Annotated in this window: 24 protein-coding genes; 14 read left to right on the top strand and 10 right to left on the bottom strand. The window is 30.7% G+C overall.

Going from position 1 to position 25,606, the window contains the following annotated elements; all coding sequences use genetic code 11:
- The first annotated feature begins 560 nt into the window (after nt 1–560).
- The 4 genes from LGK95_RS11005 to LGK95_RS10990 are packed head-to-tail and all read left to right on the top strand — an operon-like array spanning nt 561 to nt 6,857.
- Nucleotides 561–2,684, top strand: a complete 2,124-nt coding sequence (locus LGK95_RS11005) for a BglG family transcription antiterminator (protein ID WP_226124837.1) — start codon at nt 561–563, stop codon at nt 2,682–2,684.
- Nucleotides 2,685–2,698: 14 nt separating this feature from the next.
- The gene (locus tag LGK95_RS11000) at nt 2,699–4,618 is read left to right on the top strand and encodes a PTS mannitol transporter subunit IICBA (protein ID WP_226124836.1); all 1,920 of its coding nucleotides are present in this window, start codon (nt 2,699–2,701) and stop codon (nt 4,616–4,618) included.
- A gap of 24 nt (nt 4,619–4,642) precedes the next feature.
- Nucleotides 4,643–5,572 (top strand): 1-phosphofructokinase, encoded by a 930-nt coding sequence (gene pfkB / locus LGK95_RS10995; protein WP_226124835.1) that lies wholly within the window; start codon nt 4,643–4,645, stop codon nt 5,570–5,572.
- Nucleotides 5,573–5,594: 22 nt separating this feature from the next.
- Nucleotides 5,595–6,857, top strand: coding sequence for a zinc-binding dehydrogenase (locus LGK95_RS10990; protein WP_226124834.1), 1,263 nt, complete (start codon nt 5,595–5,597; stop codon nt 6,855–6,857).
- A gap of 56 nt (nt 6,858–6,913) precedes the next feature.
- On the opposite strand, the gene tkt is transcribed toward LGK95_RS10990, so the two are convergent.
- Nucleotides 6,914–8,905, bottom strand: a complete 1,992-nt coding sequence (tkt, locus tag LGK95_RS10985; RefSeq protein WP_226124833.1) for a transketolase — start codon at nt 8,903–8,905, stop codon at nt 6,914–6,916.
- Nucleotides 8,906–9,056: 151 nt separating this feature from the next.
- Nucleotides 9,057–10,232, bottom strand: coding sequence for an iron-containing alcohol dehydrogenase (locus LGK95_RS10980; RefSeq protein WP_226124832.1), 1,176 nt, complete (start codon nt 10,230–10,232; stop codon nt 9,057–9,059).
- A gap of 302 nt (nt 10,233–10,534) precedes the next feature.
- On the opposite strand from LGK95_RS10980, the gene ymfI reads away from it, so the two are divergent.
- The 5 genes from ymfI (at nt 10,535) to cysS (ending at nt 14,757) form a co-directional block, all read left to right on the top strand.
- Nucleotides 10,535–11,275, top strand: a complete 741-nt coding sequence (ymfI, locus tag LGK95_RS10975) for an elongation factor P 5-aminopentanone reductase (protein ID WP_226124831.1) — start codon at nt 10,535–10,537, stop codon at nt 11,273–11,275.
- 146 nt (nt 11,276–11,421) lie between these two features.
- Complete coding sequence (locus LGK95_RS10970) at nt 11,422–11,751, top strand: hypothetical protein (RefSeq protein WP_226124830.1); 330 nt, start codon at nt 11,422–11,424, stop codon at nt 11,749–11,751.
- A gap of 191 nt (nt 11,752–11,942) precedes the next feature.
- Nucleotides 11,943–12,794: a phosphatase PAP2 family protein gene (locus LGK95_RS10965; protein WP_226124829.1), complete on the top strand. Its 852-nt coding sequence runs from the start codon at nt 11,943–11,945 to the stop codon at nt 12,792–12,794.
- 135 nt (nt 12,795–12,929) lie between these two features.
- The gene (locus LGK95_RS22420) at nt 12,930–13,061 is read left to right on the top strand and encodes a hypothetical protein (RefSeq protein WP_264174533.1); all 132 of its coding nucleotides are present in this window, start codon (nt 12,930–12,932) and stop codon (nt 13,059–13,061) included.
- Between the two features lie 289 nt (nt 13,062–13,350).
- A complete protein-coding gene (gene cysS / locus LGK95_RS10960; protein WP_226124828.1) occupies nt 13,351–14,757 on the top strand; it encodes a cysteine--tRNA ligase in 1,407 nt (468 codons plus the stop codon).
- Nucleotides 14,758–14,917: 160 nt separating this feature from the next.
- On the opposite strand, the gene LGK95_RS10955 is transcribed toward cysS, so the two are convergent.
- Nucleotides 14,918–15,061, bottom strand: a complete 144-nt coding sequence (locus LGK95_RS10955) for a hypothetical protein (protein WP_226124827.1) — start codon at nt 15,059–15,061, stop codon at nt 14,918–14,920.
- 215 nt (nt 15,062–15,276) lie between these two features.
- Here LGK95_RS10955 and LGK95_RS10950 point away from each other — a divergent pair, with 215 nt between their 5' ends.
- From LGK95_RS10950 to LGK95_RS10940, 3 genes are all read left to right on the top strand, one after another.
- The gene (locus LGK95_RS10950) at nt 15,277–15,801 is read left to right on the top strand and encodes a hypothetical protein (protein ID WP_226124826.1); all 525 of its coding nucleotides are present in this window, start codon (nt 15,277–15,279) and stop codon (nt 15,799–15,801) included.
- A gap of 92 nt (nt 15,802–15,893) precedes the next feature.
- Nucleotides 15,894–16,730, top strand: a complete 837-nt coding sequence (locus LGK95_RS10945; RefSeq protein WP_226124825.1) for a type I phosphomannose isomerase catalytic subunit — start codon at nt 15,894–15,896, stop codon at nt 16,728–16,730.
- A gap of 31 nt (nt 16,731–16,761) precedes the next feature.
- On the top strand, nt 16,762–17,469 hold the full coding sequence (locus tag LGK95_RS10940; protein ID WP_404814421.1) for a peptidylprolyl isomerase: 708 nt from the start codon (nt 16,762–16,764) through the stop codon (nt 17,467–17,469).
- Nucleotides 17,470–17,547: 78 nt separating this feature from the next.
- Here the strand turns inward: LGK95_RS10940 and LGK95_RS10935 are convergent, their stop codons facing one another.
- Together LGK95_RS10935 and LGK95_RS10930 are read right to left on the bottom strand one after the other, a co-directional pair.
- Nucleotides 17,548–18,000: a hypothetical protein gene (locus tag LGK95_RS10935; RefSeq protein ID WP_226124824.1), complete on the bottom strand. Its 453-nt coding sequence runs from the start codon at nt 17,998–18,000 to the stop codon at nt 17,548–17,550.
- 58 nt (nt 18,001–18,058) lie between these two features.
- Nucleotides 18,059–18,502: a cell wall hydrolase gene (locus LGK95_RS10930; RefSeq protein ID WP_226124823.1), complete on the bottom strand. Its 444-nt coding sequence runs from the start codon at nt 18,500–18,502 to the stop codon at nt 18,059–18,061.
- Nucleotides 18,503–18,817: 315 nt separating this feature from the next.
- Between LGK95_RS10930 and LGK95_RS10925 the strand changes: the two genes are divergently transcribed.
- Both LGK95_RS10925 and LGK95_RS10920 read left to right on the top strand, forming a co-directional pair.
- Complete coding sequence (locus tag LGK95_RS10925; protein ID WP_226124822.1) at nt 18,818–19,969, top strand: serine/threonine protein kinase; 1,152 nt, start codon at nt 18,818–18,820, stop codon at nt 19,967–19,969.
- A 451-nt stretch (nt 19,970–20,420) separates the two neighbouring features.
- A complete protein-coding gene (locus LGK95_RS10920; protein WP_226124821.1) occupies nt 20,421–21,719 on the top strand; it encodes a C40 family peptidase in 1,299 nt (432 codons plus the stop codon).
- Between the two features lie 81 nt (nt 21,720–21,800).
- Here LGK95_RS10920 and LGK95_RS10915 read toward each other — a convergent pair whose 3' ends face one another.
- From LGK95_RS10915 to LGK95_RS10900, 5 genes are all read right to left on the bottom strand, one after another.
- Nucleotides 21,801–22,904 (bottom strand): DUF3810 domain-containing protein, encoded by a 1,104-nt coding sequence (locus LGK95_RS10915; protein ID WP_226124820.1) that lies wholly within the window; start codon nt 22,902–22,904, stop codon nt 21,801–21,803.
- A 113-nt stretch (nt 22,905–23,017) separates the two neighbouring features.
- A complete protein-coding gene (gene mscL / locus LGK95_RS10910; protein WP_226124819.1) occupies nt 23,018–23,413 on the bottom strand; it encodes a large-conductance mechanosensitive channel protein MscL in 396 nt (131 codons plus the stop codon).
- Nucleotides 23,414–23,542: 129 nt separating this feature from the next.
- Complete coding sequence (locus LGK95_RS10905; protein WP_226124818.1) at nt 23,543–23,872, bottom strand: rhodanese-like domain-containing protein; 330 nt, start codon at nt 23,870–23,872, stop codon at nt 23,543–23,545.
- Between the two features lie 265 nt (nt 23,873–24,137).
- Nucleotides 24,138–24,644 carry a CBO0543 family protein gene (locus LGK95_RS22820; RefSeq protein WP_404814420.1) on the bottom strand — a complete coding sequence of 169 codons (507 nt, stop codon included), beginning with the start codon at nt 24,642–24,644 and terminating at the stop codon, nt 24,138–24,140.
- Between the two features lie 150 nt (nt 24,645–24,794).
- Nucleotides 24,795–25,538 carry a GerAB/ArcD/ProY family transporter gene (locus LGK95_RS10900; RefSeq protein ID WP_319001917.1) on the bottom strand — a complete coding sequence of 248 codons (744 nt, stop codon included), beginning with the start codon at nt 25,536–25,538 and terminating at the stop codon, nt 24,795–24,797.
- Between the last annotated feature and the right edge of the window lie 68 nt (nt 25,539–25,606).

The following is a 25,606-nucleotide window of genomic DNA, read 5'->3' as shown; positions in this document are numbered from 1 at the left end:
ACCATAGATTAGCAGTCTATGGAATTTAGAAGAAAATTACAATTTATAGATACTTCAAATATGTAATATTAAATGAACTGAATTAAATAATAGTTACAGCTAAAAAACTAAATTTAAAACAGTTCATTTAATACCTATGGTAGTTAAAAACCTATAGCTGTATCTATATGAATGATGAGCTCATCTATTTAGCTGTGAGTTAGTAACTATTAATAATATTATGTGTAGGAATATAAAATAATATTCAATAAAAAAATTAAAAATTATTACTTTTTTAACTGATTCTAGAAAGTGAATTAGAAGAATATAAGCGGAGTTTATGCTAGTTAGATAAACAATATTTAATCGGATATTAAATATTGTCATCATTAGCTAATGACTAATCAATTTATCTTTGAATTGTTTGTAAATGTTTACTGAGCTATAATCAAATTAAAGTAATTGAGAAATTGTTACTGCAATAAATTCTCAGTGATTACCAAAGTAAATATAGGGCAAACTTATACGTCAAACATTATAGTAAATTGATACAATCTTTTAAATAAATTTGGAGGAATTTTATGAAGGGTTACAAGATTAATCTACGCATAAAAAATATTTTGCAAATTATTTGTAATGAAAGCGAGTATGTTACTATTTCCAGTATTGCAAAAGAATTAGATGTTAGTGGCAGGACAGTACTCAGAGAAATTACAGAGGTGGAAAAATTTCTTGAACTAAATGGAGCAGGCTTAGATAGAAAAACTGGAGTTGGCATTAAAGTAATAGGCACTCTAAAAGAGAAGCAATCTATTATTAATTTGCTAAATGGTGAAAAAGGTGAAACATTCTATTCGCCTCAAGAAAGAAGAAATATAATTATTAGTGAATTACTTCAAAATCAAGAGCCAGTTAAGTTATACAATTTTACTAGAACTTTAAAAGTTACAGAGGCAACAATAAGTAATGATTTAGAGAAAACAGATTGGTGGTTTAAAAAGCACAATTTAAAGTTAATTAGAAAACAAGGACTCGGGGTATATTTAGAAGGAAGAGAGGACCATATAAGAAAAGCTATGGTTAGTTTAATTTATGAAAATACAAATGAGAGTCAGCTACTAGGGTTGATAAGACAAAATTTAGAAAATTCAGTAGTTGCAGATCAAGATATTGAAGTCTCTTCTCGTAATAGGCTACTCAATTTGATAGATAATGAAACAATAAAAAAGATAGAAGTTTTAGTTGAAACTATGGAGAGAGAGCGAAACTATAAACTAGTAGATAGTGCTTTTGTTGGATTAATTGTTCATATTGCTCTTGCTATTGAGCGGGTAAAGAAGGGAGACAAAATAACTATAAATCATGAGTTTTTAGAAGAGCTTAAGACAAGCTCGGAATATTTAATTGCATCTAATTTGTCTGTAAATATATCAAAATGCTTTGGGGTTGAAATACCAGAAGATGAAATTGGATATATAACTATGCATATCAAAGGTTCTAAAAACTATAAGGATAAGTATAAAGCTGGGAATAAGATAATAGGAAGTTTTGAACTTATAAAGTTATCAAAGGAAGTAATTAAAATAGCTGAAATTGAAACAGGCAGGTTCCTTGGTAACAATGGAAATTTAGTGAATGGTTTAGTGAATCATCTTGGAACGGCAATTACAAGGTTGAAAATGAACCTTGATATTAGAAATCCACTCTTAGAAGAAATTAAAGCTAATTATACTGATTTAATGAGGATTAGTACTAAATGTGCAGAGGTTGTGGAAAACCATATAGGTATAAAAATGCCTGAAGCTGAAATAGCATTTATTGCTATGCATCTGGGGGCTGCAATTGAAAATAGTCAAACTCTTATTAAAAATATTTATAAAGTTGCCATTGCTTGTGCTACGGGGATGGGAACCTCAAGGCTCCTAGCAACCAGAATAGAAAGCGAGTATGACAATATACAAATTGTAGATATAATATCTACAATTCACATTGAAGAAAGTTTTCTAAGAGAGAAAGAAATAGATTTCATAATATCTACTGTTAATATTGATAAATGCTTTAAACCAGTAGTAAGAGTTAATCCACTGCTTTTTCAAGAAGATAAAGATAAGATAGCAAAACAAATAAAAGATATTAAAAACACAAACATTATTCACTCAAATAAGAAAATTATGAACATTAAATTTAAGGATAAACTGATTACATTAAATATATATAGTGAAGCAATAATACAGATTTTAGATAATTTTTTCTTAATAGAAATTCCTGAGATAAGTACCATTGACGAATTAATAATTGAAGCTAGTAGGGCGATAAAGCAAGAGATAGAGATTGAGGAACAATTAAGAATAGCACTAAAGAGTAGAGAAGAAAAAGGTAATATAGTTGTAACAGGACATGAAATGATATTACTTCATTGTAGGACAGATGCAGTACAGAAATTATACTTTGGTGCAATAAAGTTATCTAAGGAATTAGAATGTTTAAATGGTGAAAATGAAATAGAAATTATCAAGCTAGGAATAATAATGCTTGCACCGGAAGATTGTAGTTCATTACAAATAGAGGTTATTGGTTATGTAAGCAAGATGCTTATTGAAAGAATTGACTTTGTCAAATATTTAAAAGCTGGGGAAAGTGGATACGCATTTAATGAATTAAATGATATATTAAAAGAATTTTATAAGCAAAAAGTAAATAATTAATGGAGGTATAAGTTATGGATAATACATCACACAAAAAAAAGAAAGGAAAAACTAAAGAAAGAGTACAGAGCTTTGGTAGATTTTTAAGCGGAATGATACTTCCTAATATTAGCGCATTTATAGCATGGGGGCTAATTACAGCATTATTTATACCAGCTGGCTGGCTTCCTAATTCTAATTTTGCTAAATTAGTAACACCAATTATAACGTATCTTTTACCATTACTAATAGGTTACACTGGTGGTAAAATGGTAGGTGGAGTAAGAGGTGGAGTAGTTGGTGCGATTGCAACTATGGGAGTTATAGTAGGCGCAGATATTCCAATGTTCATGGGCGCGATGATAATGGGACCACTCGGTGGTTATGTTATAAAGAAATTCGATAAAGCCATTGAAGGAAAAGTACCGGCTGGTTTTGAAATGTTAATTAATAACTTTTCAGCAGGTATACTTGGAGCAATACTAACATTAATTGCATTCTCAGGAGTTGGTCCAGTAGTACTAGGGTTAAATGGTTTTCTAAAAGACGGAGTGGAAGTCATAGTAAAAGCAGGGTTATTACCTTTAGTATCAGTGTTTATAGAACCAGGAAAAATATTATTTTTAAATAACGCAATAGGTAATGGAATTTTGGTACCAATAGGTGTACAAGAAGTTAAAGCAGCTGGAAAATCAATATTTTTCTTATTAGAATCAAATCCAGGCCCAGGGCTTGGAATATTATTAGCATATTGGGTGTTCGCAAAAGGTGCAATTAAAGAATCAGCTCCTGGAGCAATATTAATCCATTTCATTGGAGGTATACATGAAATCTATTTCCCATATGTTTTGATGAATCCCTTGCTTATATTAGCAGTAATTTGTGGCGGAGCCAGTGGAGTATTTACATTCCAGATTTTTGGGGCAGGATTAATTGCAGCAGCATCTCCAGGAAGTATACTTGCGATACTAGCAATGACTCCTAAAGGTGGATATTTTGCAGTACTCGCTGGTGTGTTCGTAGCTACTGTGGTATCATTCTTAGTTGCATCTGTAATAATAAAGAGTACTAATAGTAAAACAGATGGTAATGAACTAGAAGAAGCAAAATTAAAATCTAGTGGATTAAAAGGAAAAAAAGAAATTAAAGAAACAACTGATAAAAAAGTTGAAACTTTTGATAAAGTAATATTTGCTTGTGATGCAGGTATGGGATCAAGTGCAATGGGAGCAACAACTTTAAAAACTAAGTTTAAAAAAGCTGGTTATAAAATTAATGTAGTAAATTGTGCTATAGAAGATATCCCAGCAGATGCTCAAATTGTTATTACTCATGAAACGTTAACAGCAAGAGCGAAAAATGTAGCACCTAATGCTGAACATATATCAGTTAAAGACTTTCTTAACAACCCCGCTTTTGAAATTCTTTCAGCAAGATTAAAACCAGTTGGTGTTACTAATACTGAAGTTAATACTAAAGATAAAAGTGTTACAAAAAATGGAGTTAAAAATGATAGCAAAATTCTTGAAAAGAAAAATATAAAATTAGGACTCGAAAGTACAGATAAATATACTGCAATTAAGATGGCAGGTAGACTCTTGTTTGAAAGTGGCTATGTAGAAGAAGAATACATGGATGCCATGATTCAAAGAGAAGATGATCTTTCAACTTATATTGGCAAAGGGATAGCAATTCCTCATGGAGTTGGAGAAGCTAAGAAAAACATTAAAAAGACTGGAATGGTAGTACTTCAATTTCCAAAAGGTATTATGTTTGAGGAAGAACTTGCTTATCTAGTAATTGGTATTGCTGGAGTTGGCGATGAACATTTACAGATACTTTCAAATATTGCCATTGCTATTGAGGGTGAAGATGATAGTATAACAAATAAGCTTAAAAGCACACAAGATCTTGAATATATTTACGATTTATTTACAATAAGATCTGAAGATTAAATCTTAATTATAAGAGGTGAAAATATGATTACAACTATAACTTTAAACCCGGCAGTTGATAAAACTATTGAAATAAATGATTTTAATGTAGGGAGTGTTAATAGAGTTACATCGGTAATGCTAGATGCTGGTGGAAAAGGAATTAATGTTTCAAAAGTAATAAAAAATTTAGGCGGTGAAAGTCGCGCAACTGGAATACTTTCTGGTAAATCGGGGTTGTTCATAAAAGAATATTTAGATGATATAAAAATTATAAATAATTTTATATTTACAGAAGGTGAAACAAGAACCAATATAAAGGTTGTAGACCCAATTAACCATACTAATACAGATATAAATGAAGCAGGTCCAGAGGTAAGTTCAAAAACCTTAGATGAATTAAGTAATAATATTTTTAACAATATAAAGAGTGAAGATATTATTATCTTATCAGGAAGCGTCCCTAGTAACGTAGATAAGAAAATTTATGGCAATTGGATTGCTAAGGCTAAAGAAAAAGGTGTAAAGACTATATTAGATGCAGATGGTGAACTACTTAAATATGGTATTTTATCTGGGCCTTATCTTATAAAACCCAATATAGATGAACTTGAAGGTATGTTTAATAAAAAAATAAATGGAATAGCTGAAACAGCTCAAGTAGCAAAAGGTTTGTTAGATTATGGTATCAGTATAGTAGCAGTATCTCTTGGTAGTGAGGGAGCACTTTTTGTAAATAAAGATAGTTCAATATATGCTCATGGCCTTAAGGTAGATGTTAAAAGTACAGTGGGAGCTGGTGATTCAATGGTTGCAGCCCTTGCATATGCTATAACAAAGGGACTTAGCTTTGAAGCAACAGTGAAATTAGCTGTAGCTACAGGTGCAGCTAATGTAATGACTTCTGGTACAAAAGCAAGTGAAATTAGTACAATTATCGAATTAGAAAAACAAGTAGAATACGAATATCTATAAAAACAACAAAGGTGGTAATTATATGAAAACAAGAGCAGTAAGATTATATGGTAAAAAAGATTTAAGGATGGAAGAATTTGAACTTCCTGAAATAAAAGATGATGAAATATTAGTTAAAGTAGTTTCAGACAGTATATGTATGTCTACTTATAAAGCAGCTATATTAGGTAGTGACCATAAAAGAGTACCTAGCGATATAGAGGTTAATCCCGTAATAATAGGACACGAAATGGCAGGAGATATAGTTCAGGTAGGCTCTAAATGGAAAAATGATTTCACGGTAGGAGATAAATTTTCTTTACAACCAGCTTTAAACTACAAAGGAAGTATGGATTCTCCAGGATATTCTTATAGGTATTGTGGTGGAGCCGCAACTTACGTGATTGTGCCACACGAGGTAATGGAACTTGGCTGTTTACTTAAATATGACGGCAAAGCATATTATGAGGCATCACTAGCTGAACCAATGTCATGTAATATTGGAGGTTTTCATGCAAGTTTCCACACTGTAATGGGTAGTTATGAACATAAGATGGGAATTGTTGAAGGTGGAAAACTTGCAATGCTCGCAGCTGCTGGTCCTATGGGACTAGGCGCAATTGATTATGCAATGCACTGTGATAGAAAACCAGGGTTAATTGTGGTGACGGACATAGATCAAAATAGAATAGATAGAGCAAGAATGATATTTACAAAAGAGGATGCTAAGAAAGCCGGAATAGAACTAATATTTGTAAATACAAAAGAACTAGAAGATGTTCCTGCTTATTTAAGAGATTTAACAGGTGGAACAGGCTTTGATGATGTATTTGTATATTCTCCAGTTAAACCTGTAGTTGAGCAAGGAGACAAAATATTAGGTAGAGATGGTTGCTTAAACTTCTTTGCAGGCCCTACAGATAAACAATTCTCAGCTACATTTAATTTCTATAATGTTCATTATCAGTCAACCCATACTATTGGAACCACTGGCGGAAATACAAATGATATGATTGAGTCATTAAGAATGACAGAAAAGAATATTATAAATCCAGCAGTTATGGTTACTCATATAGGAGGATTAGATAGTGCAGCAGATGCAACACTCAAACTAACAGAGGTGCCAGCAGGTAAAAAACTAATATATACAAATATATTTATGGATATTACCGCAATTGATGAATTTGAAGAAAAAGGTAAAATAGACCCTCGCTTTAAAAAACTCGCAGAAATTACAAACAACAATAAGGGTCTTTGGTGTGAGGAAGCTGAAAAATACTTATTAGAAAATTGGGAAATCCAATAAAAAAAGAATAAAAAAATACAGGATTAAATTCCTGTATTTTTTTATTCTTTATTGAATTATTTATGGAGTAATTTAATTGCTTTATTAACAACATTTTCTGCTGTAAATCCAAATTCTTTAAATAAAACATCGGCTTTACCTGAAGCTCCAAATCTATCAATGGAAATTACATCTCCATCCAAACCAACATATTTATGCCAACCGAAGGAAGCAGCAGCTTCAATAGCGAGCCTTGCTCTTACGCTTGATGGTAATATAGACTCCTTATACTCTGCTGTTTGCTCTTCAAACAAATCGAGGCATGGCATACTTACTACTCTAGCTTTTATACCTTGATTATTTAATTCTTTCGCGCCTTCATAAATAAACTCTACTTCAGACCCAGAAGCCATTAAAATAATATCAGGGTTTTGACCTTTCAATTCATAAGTTTTTAACACATAAGCACCTTTTAAAGCTTCGATTGATGTCTCATCATACAAAGGAAGATTCTGCCTTGTTAGTACTAATGCAGTAGGAGTTGTCTTTGAGGTAATTGCAGAATACCAACCAACAGCTGTTTCTCTTGAATCAGCTGGCCTAAACACATTAAAGTTAGGTAGAGCCCTTAAAGCTGCAAGATGCTCAATTGGTTCATGAGTTGGACCATCTTCACCAACTGCTATACTATCATGCGTTAACACATAAGTTACGGGAAGACCCATAAGCGCAGATAATCTCATTGCACCTTTCATATAATCGCTGAACACAAAGAAAGTTGAAACGAAAGGTTTAAGACCCCCATGAGCATAAATACCATTTGCAATAGCTGCCATTGCATGTTCGCGTACTCCAAAATGAAGGTTAGAACCACTTCTATCTTCTCTTGAGAAATCACCCATGCCTTTCATATATGTTTTGTTAGAAGGAGCGAGATCTGCCGAACCACCTATTAGGTTAGGTATATATTTAGCTAATATATTTATTACTGCTCCTGAAGAGCTTCTTGTTGCTGACTTTCCTTCAAATTTCCATAACTCTTCAATTTTTAGTAGGTCTACAGCAAGGTCTCCGCTTTGCCATTCTTCATATTCTTTAGCAAGCTTAGGATTTTCTTTACTATACACAGCATAAAGATTATTCCATGCCTCTTCCTTTTTAGCAAGTTTAGATTTAATACTTTCCATATGGTTAGTTACTTCATTTGGAATCGAAAATGGAGCTAAATCCCAACCCATGCATTTTTTCATTTCAGTTATATTATCTTCGCCAAGTGGCTCACCATGTGCTGATGCTAACCCTTGTTTTTTAGCACAACCAAATCCAATAATAGTTTTAATTTTAATAAAGGTTGGTTTATTTAATTCAAGTTTTGCAAGTTCAATAGCTTTGCCGATTGCATCCATATCATTGCCGTCTTCTACGTTTATTACCTGCCATCCATAGGCATCAAATCTTTTAGCAACATCTTCTGTAAATGCAATATCTGTTGATCCTTCTATAGATATACTATTAGAATCATACATTAGGATAAGTTTAGAAAGGCCTAGTGTACCTGCAAGTGATGCTGCTTCGCCAGAAATACCTTCCATATTATCGCCATCACCACATATAGCATAGGTATAATGATCTACAATAGCATGTTCTTTTGTATTGAATTTTGCTGCAAGATGACTTTCAGCTATTGCCATACCTACAGCATTAGCAATTCCTTGTCCGAGGGGGCCTGTTGTAACTTCAACACCATTTGTATGACCATACTCAGGATGACCAGGTGTTAAACTTCCATATTGTCTAAAATTCTTTAGATCTTCAATAGTTAATCCATATCCAAAAAGATTAAGTAGTGAGTATTCAAGCATTGATCCGTGACCAGCTGACAATACAAATCGATCTCTATCCTGCCATTTTGAATTGGATGGACTATGCTTCATATGCTTTGACCATAATGTATATGCCATTGGTGCAACACCAAGTGGAAGACCTGGATGACCTGAATTTGCCTTTTGTATTGCCTCCGCGGATAAAACTCTTATAGTATCTACAGTTAATTGTTCAATATTACTCAATTTAATTTCCTCCTCGTGTTTTCTAATTTTTAATTGTCATTAAAAAGACGTATGCCCTATATTAAATATAAAAGATTATTCCCTATATTGCAAGAATATATCGTTTACTTATAATAATTAGTTTAATAATAGATTTTTTAGTAGGTCTTGTTTATTTTTCCTGAGCTAGTTTTAAGATGCTATAGACATCTTCTTTTCCTAACTTTACAAAGTTACCAACTGTTGATGAATCGGAATTTGTAGCTTTTGATGCCATTTCTTCTAACCTGTCATCTGTAATACCAAGTTCCTTAAGATTAGTTGGAAGACCTATTAATTTAAAGAAATCCTCAACTTTTTTTATTCCTTCGATAGCTGTTTTTTCAGGTACGTTGAATGAATTTTCTACATTCCAAACCCTAACAGCAAACTGAACAAATCTATTGATATCATGTTTATAAACATATTTCATCCAGGCTGGGAATATAACTGCTAGACCGGCACCATGAGCAACATCATATATACCGCTTAATTCGTGCTCGATATCGTGTGAACCCCAATCGCCTACTCTCCCTGTGTTAAGTAAATTATTGTGTGCAACAGTTCCTGACCACATGATTTCAGCCCAAGAATCGTAATTATCAGCTTGACTTAAAACAGTACTAACATTGTTTATAACAGTTTTCATTGTAGATTCAATTATTCTGTCCATAAGTTCAACATGTTGTGAATTAGTAAAGTAGCGTTCCATTAAATGAGCCAATATATCTGCAGAGCCACTTGCCACCTGATATTTCGGTAAGGTAAACGCAAGTTCTGGATTTAATATTGAAAATTTAGGGTATATTAATTCTGAATTAACCGCACGTTTATAAGCTCCGTCTTCATTTGTTATAACACTACCTGTACTTGATTCGCTTCCAGCTGCTGGAATGGTTAAAATAGTACCAATGGGTAAAGAGTCTTTTATTCTTGCTTTACCTAAATAAAAGTCCCAAACGTCTCCGTTATATAAGGCACCAATAGAAATAGCTTTTGACGAATCAATAACACTTCCACCGCCGACTGCCAATATAAAGTTAATATCATTTTCTTTACATATTTTTATGCCATCCCGAACAAGACTTAATTTTGGATTAGGGTTAACCCCACCAAGTTCAATATAGTCAACTCCGGATTTCTTCAATGAAGAAACTACTCTATCATAAAGACCAGTCTTTTTTATAGTGCCACCACCGTAATGAAGAAGTATTTTTTTACTATATTTACTGACTTCTTTACCTACTCGATTTTCGGAACCTTTTCCAAAGATGATTTTAGTTGTGTTATGAAAAGTAAAATTGTCCATAAAATATCTTCCTCCTAATGGTTTTATTAAACTTCACAAGAATCTTATAATTCACCTACAATTGTAACATAATCCATATACTATAAAAAGTTATATAACAAACTGCGTAACATAAAACATTATAATATAATCTTATTTTATAATAGAAGATTTTCTTAAGTGAATAGTTGCAAAAGATGTTTGATATAATCATAATAGTACTATTAGTATTAGTATTATTATGGGGTTAATATGTATTGTATTACAAGTTATTAAAAAGACTAATAATTAGTAAAGAAATTTAAAGGTTAGGAGAAGTGAATATGAGATTAGAAGGCAAGGTAGCTATAGTCACAGGAGCATCTAGAGGAATAGGAAAAGGTATTGCTATAGAGCTTGCAAAAGCAGGTGCTTGCGTTGTTATAAATTATAGAAGTAATGATAAAGCAGCTGAAGAAACATTTCAGGAAATTAGCGATATGGGAGCTTATGCTTTGAAAATCAAAGGTGATGTAAGTGATTATGAGTTCTCAAAAATGATGATAAAAACAACTGTTGAAAAGTTAGGCAAAGTAGACATTTTGATAAACAATGCAGGAATATCTAAGGTAGGGTTATTTATGGATGCCACACCACGGGAGTGGGACAATATTTTAAATGTAAATCTTAAGGGCACAATTAATTGTTCTCATAACGCAGTAAAAGAGATGATAAAACAAAAAAGTGGAAGCATAATAAATATATCCTCAATGTGGGGAGAGGTAGGTGCTTCTTGTGAAGTTATTTACTCTGCATCTAAAGGAGCAATTAATTCTTTTACAAAGGCATTAGCTAAGGAACTTGCACCTTCTAATATTAGAGTTAATGCAATAGCGCCAGGGGTAATAGACACAGAAATGAATAGTTGGTTAAGTAGTGATGAACGTAAATCTTTAATTGACGAAATACCTATGATGAAATTTGGACAAGTGAGTGATGTAGGCATGCTTGTAACCTTTTTAGCCAGTGAAAATTCAAAATATATTACGGGCCAAGTTATAACAATAGATGGAGGAATGTTGTAGTAGTTTTTTAATGAATTTTGTGAATTATTTAATGAATTATTAATATATTCTTAAGGAAGAATTAATATTTAATCCTATATATATGTTATAATTATTATAGTATTTAGTAAATAAATCATATTAATTGAAAGAAGGCTAATATTATCATGGAATATACAAAGGGCAAAAATGTAATTTCAAAATTATTGAAATCAGCTTTATCCATTGCTACTTTTATTGTTTTAGCAGTAGCACTAAGTTATGCAGCTGTCTTTGTTATTAAGGCTTTATTTGCTATTGCAGTTTTCGGAGTTTTAGTGTGGTGCACTTTAAAATTAGTAAAGGGAATTAAGAGTTTCATATATAAGCTTAGTACAAAGAAAAAGGTTACTGCAAAAGTTAATATGTTTAGTAAGGACACAGATGCAACAGATCCAATAGATATTAATTATGAGGATAGTGTTATTGTTGATGTGGAATATGAAAAGGTAAAATAAGTTGAAAACTAATGAAGTTAAAATAAAGCTATAAGTAATGACTTAAAACCAATCTGTATAATAGATTGGTTTTTTCTTTATTTGTTTTTATAATCTTAAATTCCAAGTATTGTGAATACTAAAAAGGAACTTAGTGTAGTATTTAAATACAACCAAGATATTAATTTTATGTGGTAATTAAGGAGGACAACATGCAGATAGAAATTATTAAATCTATACAATCTACTATATCTCCTTTTAGGGATATGTTTTTTCAAATAGTTACGATGACTGGAGAAGAGTATTTTTACATTCTTGCAGCTGCTGTAATATTTTGGTGCGTTAATAAAAAGTTTGGGTATAAGTTAGGTTTTGCATTACTTACAAGTACAATTGTAAACATTTCTTTGAAAAATATAATTAATGCAGCTAGGCCTATAGGAGTTGATGGAATAAGGTCATTAAGAGTGGGAACTGCTACAGGAGCATCTTTTCCAAGTGGACACACACAGGGGTCTGCAACATTTTGGATTTCTTGTATTATACATGTTCATAGGAAATGGATTTATTTAGTTGGCATTTTAGCAATAATTTTAGTGGGATACTCTAGGCTATATCTGGGGCTTCATTATCCAATAGATGTAGCGGGTGGAATAGTAATTGCATTTATTTGGACTTTAATTTCTAATTACATTTTTGAATATGCCCTATCAACGGAGAAGACATGGATATTAATGATAATTATTCTACCTATGCTTATTGGAATGCTATTTTTTAGAGAAAAAAGTTATTATACAATAGTTGGAACGGTATTAGGTTTTTATGCAGGATATATAATAGAAGAAAAATATGTACAGTATGATGTTAGAAATACTAAAGTAAATCAACTGATTAAATTGTTTTTTGGAATAGGTATACTTATAACATTAAAAATTGCTTTGAAGGGAATTCTACCTGTTAACATTTTTTCGGACTTGCTACGATATTTCATAATTGGTTTGTGGATTACAGTGGGTGCACCGCTGATTTTTAAAAGATTCACTAAGCGCCTGCAAGAATATTAAAAATGTTTAAGAAAAGGACTAATGGCAATAATACAAATATAATGTTAAAACGAGTTTGTAATTTTAATAAAGTAGCATATTTTCTTTGAAATAGCAAAACCTATATATATCAATATAAATAAGGGAGATGTTTTTATGCCTAAAGATAGCCAACCCGATAATAAGTTTTCTAGGTTAGAAAAGAGTAACTATGATACTCCAATCACTAGAGAAACTGCAAAAAACCAAAACCGTACTACTAAAAAACAGTCTGCTGATAGAAAATAAAGAAAGGAGCACATAAACTTTTGTTTATATGCTCCTTTCTTTATAGTTATAAATAGTTAACAAATAAAAGATTATTAAGATATATTATTGCATTATCCTATTAGTATGTTAATATTTATATATATGTTATTTTTTTGTGATTCATTTTAGTTGATGTTACTTTTATACTGTTAAGTCCAAGCTGCATCATTCGTGTAGCTTTTTATGTTTTTAAGTTCAAGTATTGAATTAGTAAGAATTTCTAAAAAATTGTGGAGATTATTGTACTATTTTAGAAGGAGTGAATATATTGAGTTTTAATGTTTATAATACTATGACTAGAAATAAAGATGAGTTTGTACCTTATAAAGAAGGTAAGGTTGGTATGTACACTTGTGGGCCTACAGTTTACAATTATGCACATATAGGTAATTTAAGGACTTATATTTTTGAAGATGTGCTTAAAAAATCATTAGAGTATCTAAATTATAAAGTTAAACATGTAATGAATGTCACTGACGTAGGGCATCTTCAATCAGATGGAGATGATGGTCAAGATAAAATGGCCTTAGGCGCAAGACGTGAGCATAAAACTGTATGGGAAATAGCTAAATTCTATGAAGACGCCTTTTTTGAAGATTGTAAAAAACTTAATATAAAAAGACCAACTATTGTATGTAAAGCTACAGAACATATACAGGATATGATAGATCTAATAAAAAAATTAGAAGAAAAAGGTTACACATATGAATCTAATGGAAATGTATATTTTGAAATCGATAAGTTTGAAGATTACACTAAGCTTGCACATCTTAGTATAGATGAATTAGAAGCAGGAAGCAGAATAAAAATAGATCCTAATAAGAAGAATCCACTTGATTTTGTATTATGGTTTACAAACTCTAAGTTTTCTAAACAAATTATGCAATGGGATTCACCTTGGGGCAAGGGGTTTCCAGGCTGGCATTTAGAGTGCTCGGCAATGTCTCTTAAATATATTGGTGAATATTTGGATATCCATTGTGGTGGAGTAGATCATATAGCTATACATCACACTAATGAAGTAGCTCAATCTGAAGGAGTAATAGGACATAAATGGGTAAAATATTGGATGCATGGAGAGTTTCTAGTGCTAGATAGTGGTAAGATGTCAAAATCTAGTGGTAATTTCCTAACAGTGTCAACACTTGAAGAAGAAGGATTTAGCCCACTTGATTATAGGTATTTCTGTCTTCAATCTAAATATAGAAAACAGTTAGTGTTCAGTTTTGAGAGTTTAAATGATGCAAGAAATGGTTATAAAAAACTTAAAGAGAGAATAGCTACAGTTTTAACTTCTATCAATCAAAATGATGTAACTAATGATGAGAAAATTGGAGAATACAAAGAGAAATTTTCATCATATATCAGTGATGATTTAAATATAGCAAATGCTTTTACTGTACTTTTTAATGTTTTAAAAGATGGTGAACTTAATAATAAAGAAAAATCTATACTTATAGAGAATTTTGATAAAATATTTTCATTAGACCTTATGACTATTGAAAAGGAAACTACAAATGTAGATGAGGATCTTATAAATAAGCTTATATTTGAAAGAGCAGAAGCTAGAGTCAGTAAAAACTTTGCAAGAGCAGATGAAATAAGAAATGAATTTATAGCTATGAATATAGAACTTCTTGATACTAAGGAAGGAACTACTTGGAAGGTTAAATAGGTAAGATAATAAAGTACCTATGAGAAATAGAATTGCAGTGATAAATGATTTTTAACTAAAGTACATATATTGAGCAAAGTGCATTTGTATCAATATATGTACTTTATAAATTTAAAGGTTAATTTTTTTCTTTTTTATTTTTCAATAAGTAAAATTAAAATTACTCTATTTTACTTCCTTCTGAAGCAGCTTGGATTTTTTCTTCTCTACCAAGTCGTTTGGGTAATCTAGCGTCATCATTTTTCTTAATTATAATTTGCTCCTGTGTAGTGTAATTGTAATTTTTCGAATGTTTTCTTGCCATAAATATCGCCACCTTTCTAAAATTTAATAAGATACTTATTACACTAGCTTCTCCAACATTCAGAGTATAATGTCTAGTTCTTTTATTTTTTTATTTCATTAATTGTGAAAGTGTTATTAATTTTACAATTAATAGAAATCATCCTAATGATGTACTATAAGATAATTTAGTTTATAATATTGTGTATAGTTAAAGATGCATACAGATATTATTAAATGAAACAATTAAGATTTGAGGTGATAAATATGGATAGATCAGCTTTAAAAGCGTCAATGGTAATTGCAATTATTGGTATAATATTAATATCAATCATATATTTTAGACCTGTTAGCATTGATAGAAACTATAGTGGGTATATGTATGATGAGAATAGTGAGTTTCAAAAATCCACAGAAATAAAACTTGTTGGAGAATTAAAAAAGAAATTATCTTTAAATTATATGTTTACTGGGAGTGTTGAAGTAGATGGCGTTAAAGAACAGATTACTTTAAAGAGAATATGGGCGAAAAATAACATTTTAAAGACTTTGGGATACAGTGATTTTATAGAAACTAAAAATGATAAAACTGGGCAATATGAAGTTAATGGAACATTAAATACTTCAAAAGACTTTAATGAAGTTATTATAAGACTTGGAAAAATAGACGATAAATATAATGGCAAAATTAATGTGTGTGGTCCAAGTGGTAATAAAAAAGAGGCGAATATTATTATAGCAAAGATGGGAGAAAACAATTAAAAAGTAAAACGAATAAGAATATCGCAGAAGCCTTGCAATAAAAAAGGGTTAGGTTATAATTTAAATTATTAATAAGTATTGGGGGAGTTGTAATGTCTAAAGGATTAATTTTGAAATTAAAGCCATATTTAAGTGAGAAAATATGGGGATGGGAAAAATGGGTGTTATCATGCCATAAAGATGGAAAATCTACAGTGGATGAAGGGATTTATGAAGGTCAAGAATTATCCGATATTTTAGGATGTGGAGATGATTTTCCTATACTGAATAAAATTATAAAGGCAGAAGATACTTTATCAGTACAAGTACATCCAAATGATGAGTATGCAAAAAGGGTTGAAAATGCTAATGGGAAAACAGAGTGTTGGTACATAATAGATGCAAAACCAGGAGCAACATTGGTGTCTGGAATAAAGAAGGGCTTAAATAAAGACAAGCTTAGGGTAATCATAAAAGAGGGTAATTTAGAAAATTACTTAGAGCGAATTGTTATTAAAAGGGGAGATTTCATCTATATACCAGCGGGTACGGTACATGCTATAGAAGCAGGCGTAAAGCTTATTGAGGTGCAGCAGAACAGCAATATTACTTATAGACTTCATGATTGGGGACGTGGTAGGGAAGTGCATATTGAAAAATCCTTAGATGTCATAGATTATGAAGGTGAAAATAAAGGTGGACGAATTGATAACTTTAGTAAATTAGAGACACCATATTTTAAAGTTGAAAAAGTTATTGTAAAAAGTAATTATGTAAATATAGTTAATGATAGTTTCCATAGCTTTACTGTGATATGTGGTGAAGGAGTAATAAAAGCCAATAATGAGCAAATTGAGTTGAAAGAAGAAGAAACAATTTATATATCAAATGGAATAAAGTATACAATCGAAGGAAATATGGAACTAATAAAATCAAGTGTGTTGAATTAAAGTTATGTGAGATATAAAGGAGCGTTTAAAAATGAAAAGGATAAAAACACTCAAAACAAGGTTGGTGTTAATTACACTGATTTTTGTAGCGTTTGCAGGTGGTTGTGCTAGTAAGGTGCAGGATAAGACTACGAGTACTTCTAAAGCAACTGAAACAGTAGAACCTTCAAAAGAAGTTAAAACACAAACGAAAATTGTAACAGAAAAAGGAGCTAATGACAAAAATCCATTGGTTAATATAGTAATGCAAGATGGATCAACTATAAAGATAGAATTATATCCAGATATTGCGCCTAACACTGTTAGGAATTTCATATCTTTAATTCACAGTGGATTTTATAATGGATTAACCTTTCATAGAATAATACCAGGTTTTATGATACAAGGAGGAGACCCTGATGGAACCGGTATGGGTGGACCAGGGTATTCAATTAGTGGAGAATTTAGTATTAACAGTTTTAACAACACTTTAAAACATGAAAGAGGAGTAATATCTATGGCGAGGGGTTCTGAGTCAGACTCAGCTGGATCACAATTCTTTATAATGGTTAAAGCCAATAGTGCTTTAGACGGCCAATATGCTGCATTTGGTAAGGTTACAGAAGGCATGGAAACGGTAGATAAAATAGTTTCTGTAGAAACTGACGAAAATGACAAACCTAAAAAAGAACAAAAGATGAAAACAGTTACTGTGGACACGTTTGGAGTAACTTATGGTAAAGTAGAAAAGATAAAATAAATACAAGAGATGCCCATAGTAAGCTAAACTCACTATGGGCATCTTTTTTATTTATATTCTGTAAATTTATTGTTTATGTTACTCTCGACATTTAAGAGATTGATTATCAAAAACTCTTACAAATTTAATAGAGTATATATCGCACATTATTATATCATTTGTACCAGTTTCTTTAATGACGATATAACTAATCCCAACTTCTTGTAAAATGCCTTCGCGATCAATCCACATATTACTTCCAATTAAAAATTCTATTTTTATATATTTACCTATTTGCTCTATTAACCAGCCTTGGGTATAGAGTCTATTGTTTACAATGGGTGAGGTAGTTGCAATTTCATAGTTCTGATTAGTAGTAGAGGTACTAGGCATAGTAGCCGTGGTAGTGGTAGGGGAGGGAGACATAGGCAACTGCCTTGTATCATCATTCATGCCAAATCTTGGCATAGGTGCCATTGGAGGTTCAGAAAACATAGGGTCAGTATTCCACGTTGAAGATTCAGTAAAGTTGTTGGGTGGTGATATAAACATAAAAAAATCCTCCTTGAATTCATATTTTTTATTTGAAGTATTTAAGTAATTGTCCTAATTAGGTCTTAAAATAGCGTGCGGTGGGATTATAAAAGCAATGCTTAGCTACTTCAACTTGAAATGAACCACTACCATTAAAAGGGAATTCGTAAGGGCAACCTGGAAGAAATGGGTTGAAGTACCAGAGGGACTCGCCTGTTGTATATAACCTATTACCAGCTATAGCCCAATCAGCAATATCGTAATGTATCTGTTCCGGTGGACTTCCATATATGGTTTGTGGGTTGGGCAAGCCACCAAGTTCAGTAGCCACACAATCAAATTGTCCTGCCTGAAATATTACTTTTCTTAGATCGCCTTGACCTATCCTAAGATATTCACCATTGGCTACATTAACTCTGTTCATAATTACAGATGCAACGGCTCTCATTCCATTATCGCCTTCTCCACCAGCTTCGCACTTTATTATTCTAGCCAATAACTCCCTAGCACTAAAGGCCATTATTAGTCATCTCCTTAATTTGCTTTACAGTATTATTGTATTCAAGATGCTAATAATGGTACACAAAAGTTAAAAATATTATACTCAACATTTAATATAAATATCTGGTAAATTAAAAGAAAGTTTGATACAATTAAACTGTATTTGCTTTCTATTTTTGCCTAAATATTATTATTTGTGGTAAGACAATAATAGCAAATGCATTTTTTATTTATAAAATTTTTTATACTTTGATAATAATTAATTAACACATGTATATTTATATGTATGTTGTTATATGGATAAGTTTTGAGACATTTATACAAGAGGTGAATTATGCTAAATAGTGGTGATATATTAGATAACAAATATGAAGTAATGAAAACCCTAGGAAAAGGTGGAATGGGTGTAGTTTATTTATGTAAAAACACAAGGCTCGGAAATCTCTGGGCCATTAAAGAAGTAATACAAAATTCAAAAAATATAGATATTTTGACAGAAGCTATAATTTTAAAAGATTTAAGCCATCCAGGTATTCGTAGGATAGTTGATATATTTTATGCAAGTAACAATCTATATATGGTTCAAGACTATGTAGATGGGCAAACACTAAAGGAATATGTCCAGGCAAACGGTAGAATAGAAACAGAAAGGGTTTGCCAAATAACATCAGACTTATGTGATATTGTAGGCTATTTGCATAATCAAAATCCAGCTATCATATATAGAGATATAAAACCATCGAATATAATGATAACTCCAAGTGGAAAGGTTGTTTTAATTGATTTTGGTATTTCAAAAGTTTATAAGAGTGACACAGAGCAAGATACAGTGTGTGCAGGCTCTAATGGATATGCAGCTCCAGAGCAATATGGTTCAGGAAAATGTTGCACGCAGACAGATATATATGGCATTGGTATGCTAGTATACTTTATGGTTAAAGGGAGGACTCCTCTCACAGGTATAGAACCTCTCTTGAATGAAAATTATGAGGTTTATATTAATAATCATCTAAAAGAAATAGTACAAAAATGTGTTAAGATTGATATTAAAGATAGATATATATCAGTTGAGGACCTAAGAAAAGAAGTTTTGCAGGTATTAAAAGAAGATAATTTTGAAAAAATAGCGGTTTTAAATGAACGTAATATTAGTGAAAATATAAATGTTAAAAAGCCTAAAATAAAAATAATAAGTAAAAGTATAGTTAGAAAAACAATTAAAGGATTTTTTTGCTTTTTAATTATAATGTTAGCGAGTATGTATGTTTTAAATGGTAACAAAGAAGAAACTACAGTTATGAATACTGTAGGTAGTGCGGAAGTAGTGACGCCAATAGTAGGCTCATCGGTTATAGAGCAAGATGCTATAAAGAAATCCGTTAAAGAGTCTACAAAGGCAACAACTAACTCAACGAATAAGCGTATAGATACAAAAGAGAAAAGATTAACTTTATATAATCATAAGGGTAACGGAGAAAGTGAATAATTAGATCTGTAATTATTTATTATACAAATTAAGAAATTTTAATATATTATAAAATCTAAATTTCATGCACATATTAAGGAGAAGTACATATTATAGTAGTATGGGCAAAAATAAGAAGAAAAAAATTAGACTAAGAACACAAGTTTTAATGAACTTACATTAAACTTTGTTCAGTATGAAGGCGCCCATCGTAGGTTAAAACAGATAGAGACATAAAAGTAAATGATATACTATCTATATTCTAATGGAATATTGGGGATAGGGAGGAATAATTTATAATATAGATTAATTCGTATGATTATAAGAGTATATCGATACTAACACTTATAAATCATCCCAATTGCTTAATTTATTTGTTATGATTTGTCCAAATATAGTGCTATAATATTAAAGTAAATAAAAATAAGAAATTTATTGATGATTTTACAACATTTGATGTGGGGGGATAACAATGAGAAAAAGAATACTACCTTTACTTATAGCTATTGGATTAACTATGTCAGTAAGCGTATCAACTTTAGCGGGAACACTAACGCAACAACTAAATAGTCAACAGAATAAGCTTTTACAACAACAGGGCTCATACAATCTGGCACAGACTAACTCTGATAAATTAGAGGTATCAATTGAAATGCTAGATTCAAATATTGAAAATATATACTCAGGAATTGATAAAGCAAAAAGTGAGATAAATAATACTCAAAAAAATATAGACCAATCTACTAAAGACATAGCTGTAGCTGAGAATAACATAAAGGGTGAGGAAGCCTTATTTAATGAAAGAATGAGAGCTATGTTTATGAATGGAGCAGATAGCTATGTGGAAATATTGCTTGATTCTAAGGGAGTAGAAGATCTTATTTCAAGAGTAGAAAATGTTAAGAAAATTGTGGAATATGATAATAAAATTATTAAAGAATTAAATGATAAAAAGGAAGCTATTGAAGTTAGGAAAAAAGCACTTAATGATAACAAGATGAAAGTGCTAACATTAAAAGCTGATAATGAGAATAAATTGGACAAGCTTACGATAACGAAAAAAGAACAAAGTCAATTAATCGTAGAAGCTAAAAAACAGCAAGAATTAAATAAAAATAAAATGGCTGAAACACAGACTTTAGTGGACGGTACAGCCGGTCAGATAAAAGAAGCGGCTGATCAAAAACGCAAGTATGATTTGGCAATAGCTACCAAAAAAACTGCAGTAATTACACCATCAAGAGGTAGTGTAAGCACTAGCGCTGTAGCAAAAACTGAAACAAAAACTGTGGCAAAAGTTCAAACAAAAGCTAAAGAAAATGTTCAAGCAAGTACTAAAACATATGTTCAACCAAAGGCTCAACCAAAGACTCAACAACAAGTAGTTAAGCAAGTAAGTCAACCAAAACAGACTTCATCAACTAGTTCGAATGCAATTATAGCATATGCACAAACATTCCTAGGAACACCATATGTATGGGGTGCTAATGGCCCTAATAGCTTTGATTGTTCAGGCTTCACTAAATATGTGTATGCACATTTTGGTATAGGCATGGGTAGAACTACATATGATCAAATTACTCAGGGACAATATGTGTCAAGAGAAAATCTACAAGCAGGAGATTTAGTGTTCTTTGGATCAGGAAGTCCACACCATGTTGGTATATATATGGGAAATGGTAATTATATACATGCACCACATACAGGGGATGTAGTTAAAATATCACAATTAACACGAACAGATTACATGTCTGCAAGAAGATTTAAATAAATATATTTAAAATAAAATAATTGTTATTCTTTGCTAAGTTCTTAAATCCCATGTGTTATTATAAACATGGGATTTAAGAACTTATTTTTTTACATATTCAGCAAGTAGTAAATCCACCATTTCACCATAGCTTTTTGTTCCAGAATCTTGGTTTTGTGATTTAAGATAAGTGTCATTAACTTTATCACTTATTTTTTCTATAGGACCAGAGTACTCTTCCCAAAACATCTGATTATACTTCAAGTCATTAAGCACACTTTTACTACAAGTAAGTATTAGTTCTTTATATTTTTGAGGGTCGCTTTTCCATAATGCATTAAATGAATATGATAATGCTGCAAGTGTCCCGGAATACTTAAAGTTAATGTCTGGATGATTTATGCAAGCTATATACGCTATATAGTTTGCCTCATTTTCCCTAGCGAATCCTCTTTGATGTGCCATCTCGTGAACCGTTGTAAAGGGGAGAGAGGAATCAGGTTGCATCATATTAATATTTGCCTCGTTAGTAAAAGGAAAATAAAAGCCTGTAATACCTGTATAACTCATTGGGTTAGATAGTAATATAGCTTTAGGATTTCCATAGTCACCTTTTAATTTGGTATATTTTAGTGAAGCCTCGTCATAACCTAGGTGAGCAATATATAAAATTTGATTTCTATTATAGGGAAGTTTCATTACTCCATTTTGATTTTCGTTTATATCTTTTCTTAGAGTATTGGAACTATTTACAAGGCTTTGACAAAGCAAAGAGAGCTCATTTAAAGACGACTTACGTACATTCAATTGAAATATATTATCTAAGGTAAGTCTTTGATAATTAAAACCCCACAAAAACTGGAATGAAAAATATATTATCCCCAATGCTGCAAGTATATTTAATACAAAGTTTTTTAAAACATTTAATCGTTTATTACTATATTTATATACTGTGAGAATTGTTTTAAATATGTACCAGAATGTAAGCACTGAAAGAAAAATAATTATAAGTTCTGCAATGGAGAAGGGTAAAAGTCCTGTAATTGCACTTAAAATATCTGCAATTATTATATAAAAACGCGAGGAATAGAATTCTTCTATAAAATCTGGAAACAGTTTAGAAATTTGGGTAATGAAAATACCTAAGGGTAGAAGTAATATTAAAAATAATTGCTTTTTAGATGAGAATTTATTCGAAATAAACACCTTCTTTATATATTTATGATTCTAATATTATAGTTATATGTATAAATCAATTGTAATAATAGTTAATTACATAAAAAAGCTCCAAGCCAAATATTCACTTGGAGTTTTTTATATTATTCTTTTTCTTGCAATAAGTCTCTAATTTCAGTTAATAGTTTTTCTTCATTTGAAGGTTCAATGTCAATAATTTTTTCTATTTCCTTTTTCTTAACAGATTGCATAGCTTTTATGAATATGAAAAGCGACAATGCAATTATTAAGAAATCAATTATAGCTTGAATAAATAATCCATATTTGATTGATAAAGTAACTCCACCAGCTATAGAAGAGGGTATGTCATATTTTAAATTGCTAAAATTAATTCCACCTATAATAATACCAAGTATAGGCATTATGAGATCATTTACTAAGGAAGTAACTATTTTAGAAAATGCAGCACCTATAACAACGGCTATTGCTAAATCAAAAATACTTCCTTTAAGAGCAAATTCTTTAAATCCTTTTAACATATATGTAACACGTCCTCTCGACATATGGATACAAATATAATATTTCTACAATAAATGGGTTAATTCTAACAAGGTAAATGAAATAAAAGGATAAACGAGAACTGCTGTGCTCTCTTTTATGGAGATTTCCTAAATGCTTTTAGTTACATTATATTTCCAAGATGCTATTCCACGACTTAAATGGTAGACATTTTGAAAGTCATTGCTTACTAAAGTATCTACCGCTGTTGGGCTTCTTCTTCCGGATTCGCAATAAACTAGTACTGGTTTATTTTTATAAATATCGAGTTGATCGAGCTTCGTAGGTAAAACTTGAACTGGTACAAGTTTTGCTCCTGGAATGTGGCCATTATCATATTCCTCTTTAGTTCTTACATCTAGTATGACAAATTCATTATCCTTATCTATAAGCTTATGTGCTTCTTCGGCAGTCACATTTTTCACGTCTTCATTTGTCATGATTATCCTCCTTGTAAGATATAATATATATCTTTAGTATATTTATTTGTATATTCTTATATTTTAACATTAAAATATAAGAATATATATATATGCAGCAGTGTAATTATATATATTAAAGTTAAAAGCAGAGCTTATATGCTTTGTTTTTTATGCGATAGCTCATTTATTTATTTATAATAATTGAATGAATCTTAAATAATAAATATAAAATTAAGTTATATGGATAACTTACATATAACTGTAGTAATAACTTAGATCAATTTTATCTTATACTGCTATATGGTATTTGTAGTAGAAAAAACAAAATGTGAGGACTTATGAGTGCAATAAGCCAAGCATATAGTGGCTTATTATAATGCAAAATTAATATTGGAAACATTATGAAATTAAATATTAGACTATACCATATGTTCCATCCGTTACGGTAAGAAAAATATCCTAATTTAAATCCAATTAGTTCTCCTATGGTAAAAATAGCTATATAAAATAAAATTCTAGTAATTATTTTTGATGGTTTTTTTGGAAAGTTAGTAAAGAGTAATATTATTGTACTTGGATAAACTGTTATACAAATGAATAAATCACAAAAGGTATGACCTAATATTTTCCATTCATAAAACCAAAATGGATGATTATATATTAAAATAGTGCAAACAACATTACTTAATATAAGAAATAATATAGTTGGATAGTAAATTTTCCAATTTTTCCAGTCTCCGTATTTATAACAAATAAAAATTGATATAAAAGCAAGAAATAAATGATACATAAAAACACCTACTTATGTGAAATATAATTCGAAATTAATAATAAAAAGTTACATTTTTAGTATGCCCCAAAATATTAATTATATAATAATAGTCAATTTCTAAGTCCTCATATTTACTTGTTAATTATATGTGCCTTAATTCATATATAGTTATTTAGTTACTATTTTAGATGATGAATTTCTACTTTTAATTTCAGCTATAATAAAAATAATTAAAGGTATTATAACCTGAAAAACAGATGCATAATATGGGTAGATATCAGCAGCCCAAGATGACATTTCCATGGTACTTTTATATACAGAAAAAGAAAAGCAAAACATTAGGAGCGATACAGGTGTTGCAATAAATTTGTAATCATCAAATCCAAAAACTTTTGAAATACCATTGCAAACTGCAAAGATACATATACTTGATTTAACAAAGACACAAACTAAAAATACAATAGCTACAAGCATTTCAAGTCTTTGAAGCATTGAACCTAGGTTAATAAGACTTATTGACATGGGAGAAAGAAAATATACTCTAGCTATAGTTTTACTACCTAATATTAAAATGTTCCTGATGGTCGCTATAGATATAATACCACCACCAATAAATAGACTCACCATAAATATTTTTTTGTAATTTTTTACCTTAGATATATTAGAAAATACCATTGTGAAGACTATGGTCTCGCCAAATGGAAAAGTAAAACTTGAAAAAGCACCTTTTAATAGTGGGCGTAAGTTATAGTTTAGAATTGGTTTTAATCTGTTTAAATCCATTTGTGGAATTGACATTATAGTGATGGATAAAAATATTAGAATTACCAACCAAATGAAGAATTCAGACCACCGACCAAGGACTTCAATACCCGCTTTCAAGCTCCATATAAGTAAAACAGTAAAAAGAATTTAAAAATAAAAGTAGAAAGTAAAGTTTATAATAAAGTTGGCATATTTCTCAATTGTTTGTCTAAGGC

The organism is Clostridium algoriphilum (assembly GCF_020443705.1).
GTDB classification, from domain to species: domain Bacteria; phylum Bacillota; class Clostridia; order Clostridiales; family Clostridiaceae; genus Clostridium_AD; species Clostridium_AD algoriphilum.
The sequence above is the reverse complement of the archived record's forward strand: the minus strand, read 5'-3'. Positions and strand labels throughout refer to the sequence as shown.

What these genes read in the sequence shown, in the direction of transcription:
- LGK95_RS10930 (WP_226124823.1), bottom strand. Translation starts at nt 18,502, where the DNA reads ATGGCCTTTAGTGCTAGGGAGTTATTGGCTAGAATAATAAAGTGCGAA.
- LGK95_RS10925 (WP_226124822.1), top strand. Translation starts at nt 18,818, where the DNA reads ATGCTAAATAGTGGTGATATATTAGATAACAAATATGAAGTAATGAAA.
- LGK95_RS10940 (WP_404814421.1), top strand. Translation starts at nt 16,762, where the DNA reads ATGAAAAGGATAAAAACACTCAAAACAAGGTTGGTGTTAATTACACTG.
- LGK95_RS10920 (WP_226124821.1), top strand. Translation starts at nt 20,421, where the DNA reads ATGAGAAAAAGAATACTACCTTTACTTATAGCTATTGGATTAACTATG.
- LGK95_RS11005 (WP_226124837.1), top strand. Translation starts at nt 561, where the DNA reads ATGAAGGGTTACAAGATTAATCTACGCATAAAAAATATTTTGCAAATT.
- LGK95_RS10935 (WP_226124824.1), bottom strand. Translation starts at nt 18,000, where the DNA reads ATGTTTATATCACCACCCAACAACTTTACTGAATCTTCAACGTGGAAT.
- LGK95_RS11000 (WP_226124836.1), top strand. Translation starts at nt 2,699, where the DNA reads ATGGATAATACATCACACAAAAAAAAGAAAGGAAAAACTAAAGAAAGA.
- LGK95_RS10965 (WP_226124829.1), top strand. Translation starts at nt 11,943, where the DNA reads ATGCAGATAGAAATTATTAAATCTATACAATCTACTATATCTCCTTTT.
- LGK95_RS10950 (WP_226124826.1), top strand. Translation starts at nt 15,277, where the DNA reads ATGAAACAATTAAGATTTGAGGTGATAAATATGGATAGATCAGCTTTA.
- LGK95_RS10955 (WP_226124827.1), bottom strand. Translation starts at nt 15,061, where the DNA reads ATGGCAAGAAAACATTCGAAAAATTACAATTACACTACACAGGAGCAA.
- LGK95_RS10970 (WP_226124830.1), top strand. Translation starts at nt 11,422, where the DNA reads ATGGAATATACAAAGGGCAAAAATGTAATTTCAAAATTATTGAAATCA.
- LGK95_RS10990 (WP_226124834.1), top strand. Translation starts at nt 5,595, where the DNA reads ATGAAAACAAGAGCAGTAAGATTATATGGTAAAAAAGATTTAAGGATG.
- LGK95_RS10980 (WP_226124832.1), bottom strand. Translation starts at nt 10,232, where the DNA reads ATGGACAATTTTACTTTTCATAACACAACTAAAATCATCTTTGGAAAA.
- ymfI (WP_226124831.1), top strand. Translation starts at nt 10,535, where the DNA reads ATGAGATTAGAAGGCAAGGTAGCTATAGTCACAGGAGCATCTAGAGGA.
- LGK95_RS10945 (WP_226124825.1), top strand. Translation starts at nt 15,894, where the DNA reads ATGTCTAAAGGATTAATTTTGAAATTAAAGCCATATTTAAGTGAGAAA.
- LGK95_RS10905 (WP_226124818.1), bottom strand. Translation starts at nt 23,872, where the DNA reads ATGACAAATGAAGACGTGAAAAATGTGACTGCCGAAGAAGCACATAAG.
- LGK95_RS22420 (WP_264174533.1), top strand. Translation starts at nt 12,930, where the DNA reads ATGCCTAAAGATAGCCAACCCGATAATAAGTTTTCTAGGTTAGAAAAG.
- mscL (WP_226124819.1), bottom strand. Translation starts at nt 23,413, where the DNA reads ATGTTAAAAGGATTTAAAGAATTTGCTCTTAAAGGAAGTATTTTTGAT.
- pfkB (WP_226124835.1), top strand. Translation starts at nt 4,643, where the DNA reads ATGATTACAACTATAACTTTAAACCCGGCAGTTGATAAAACTATTGAA.
- LGK95_RS22820 (WP_404814420.1), bottom strand. Translation starts at nt 24,644, where the DNA reads ATGTATCATTTATTTCTTGCTTTTATATCAATTTTTATTTGTTATAAA.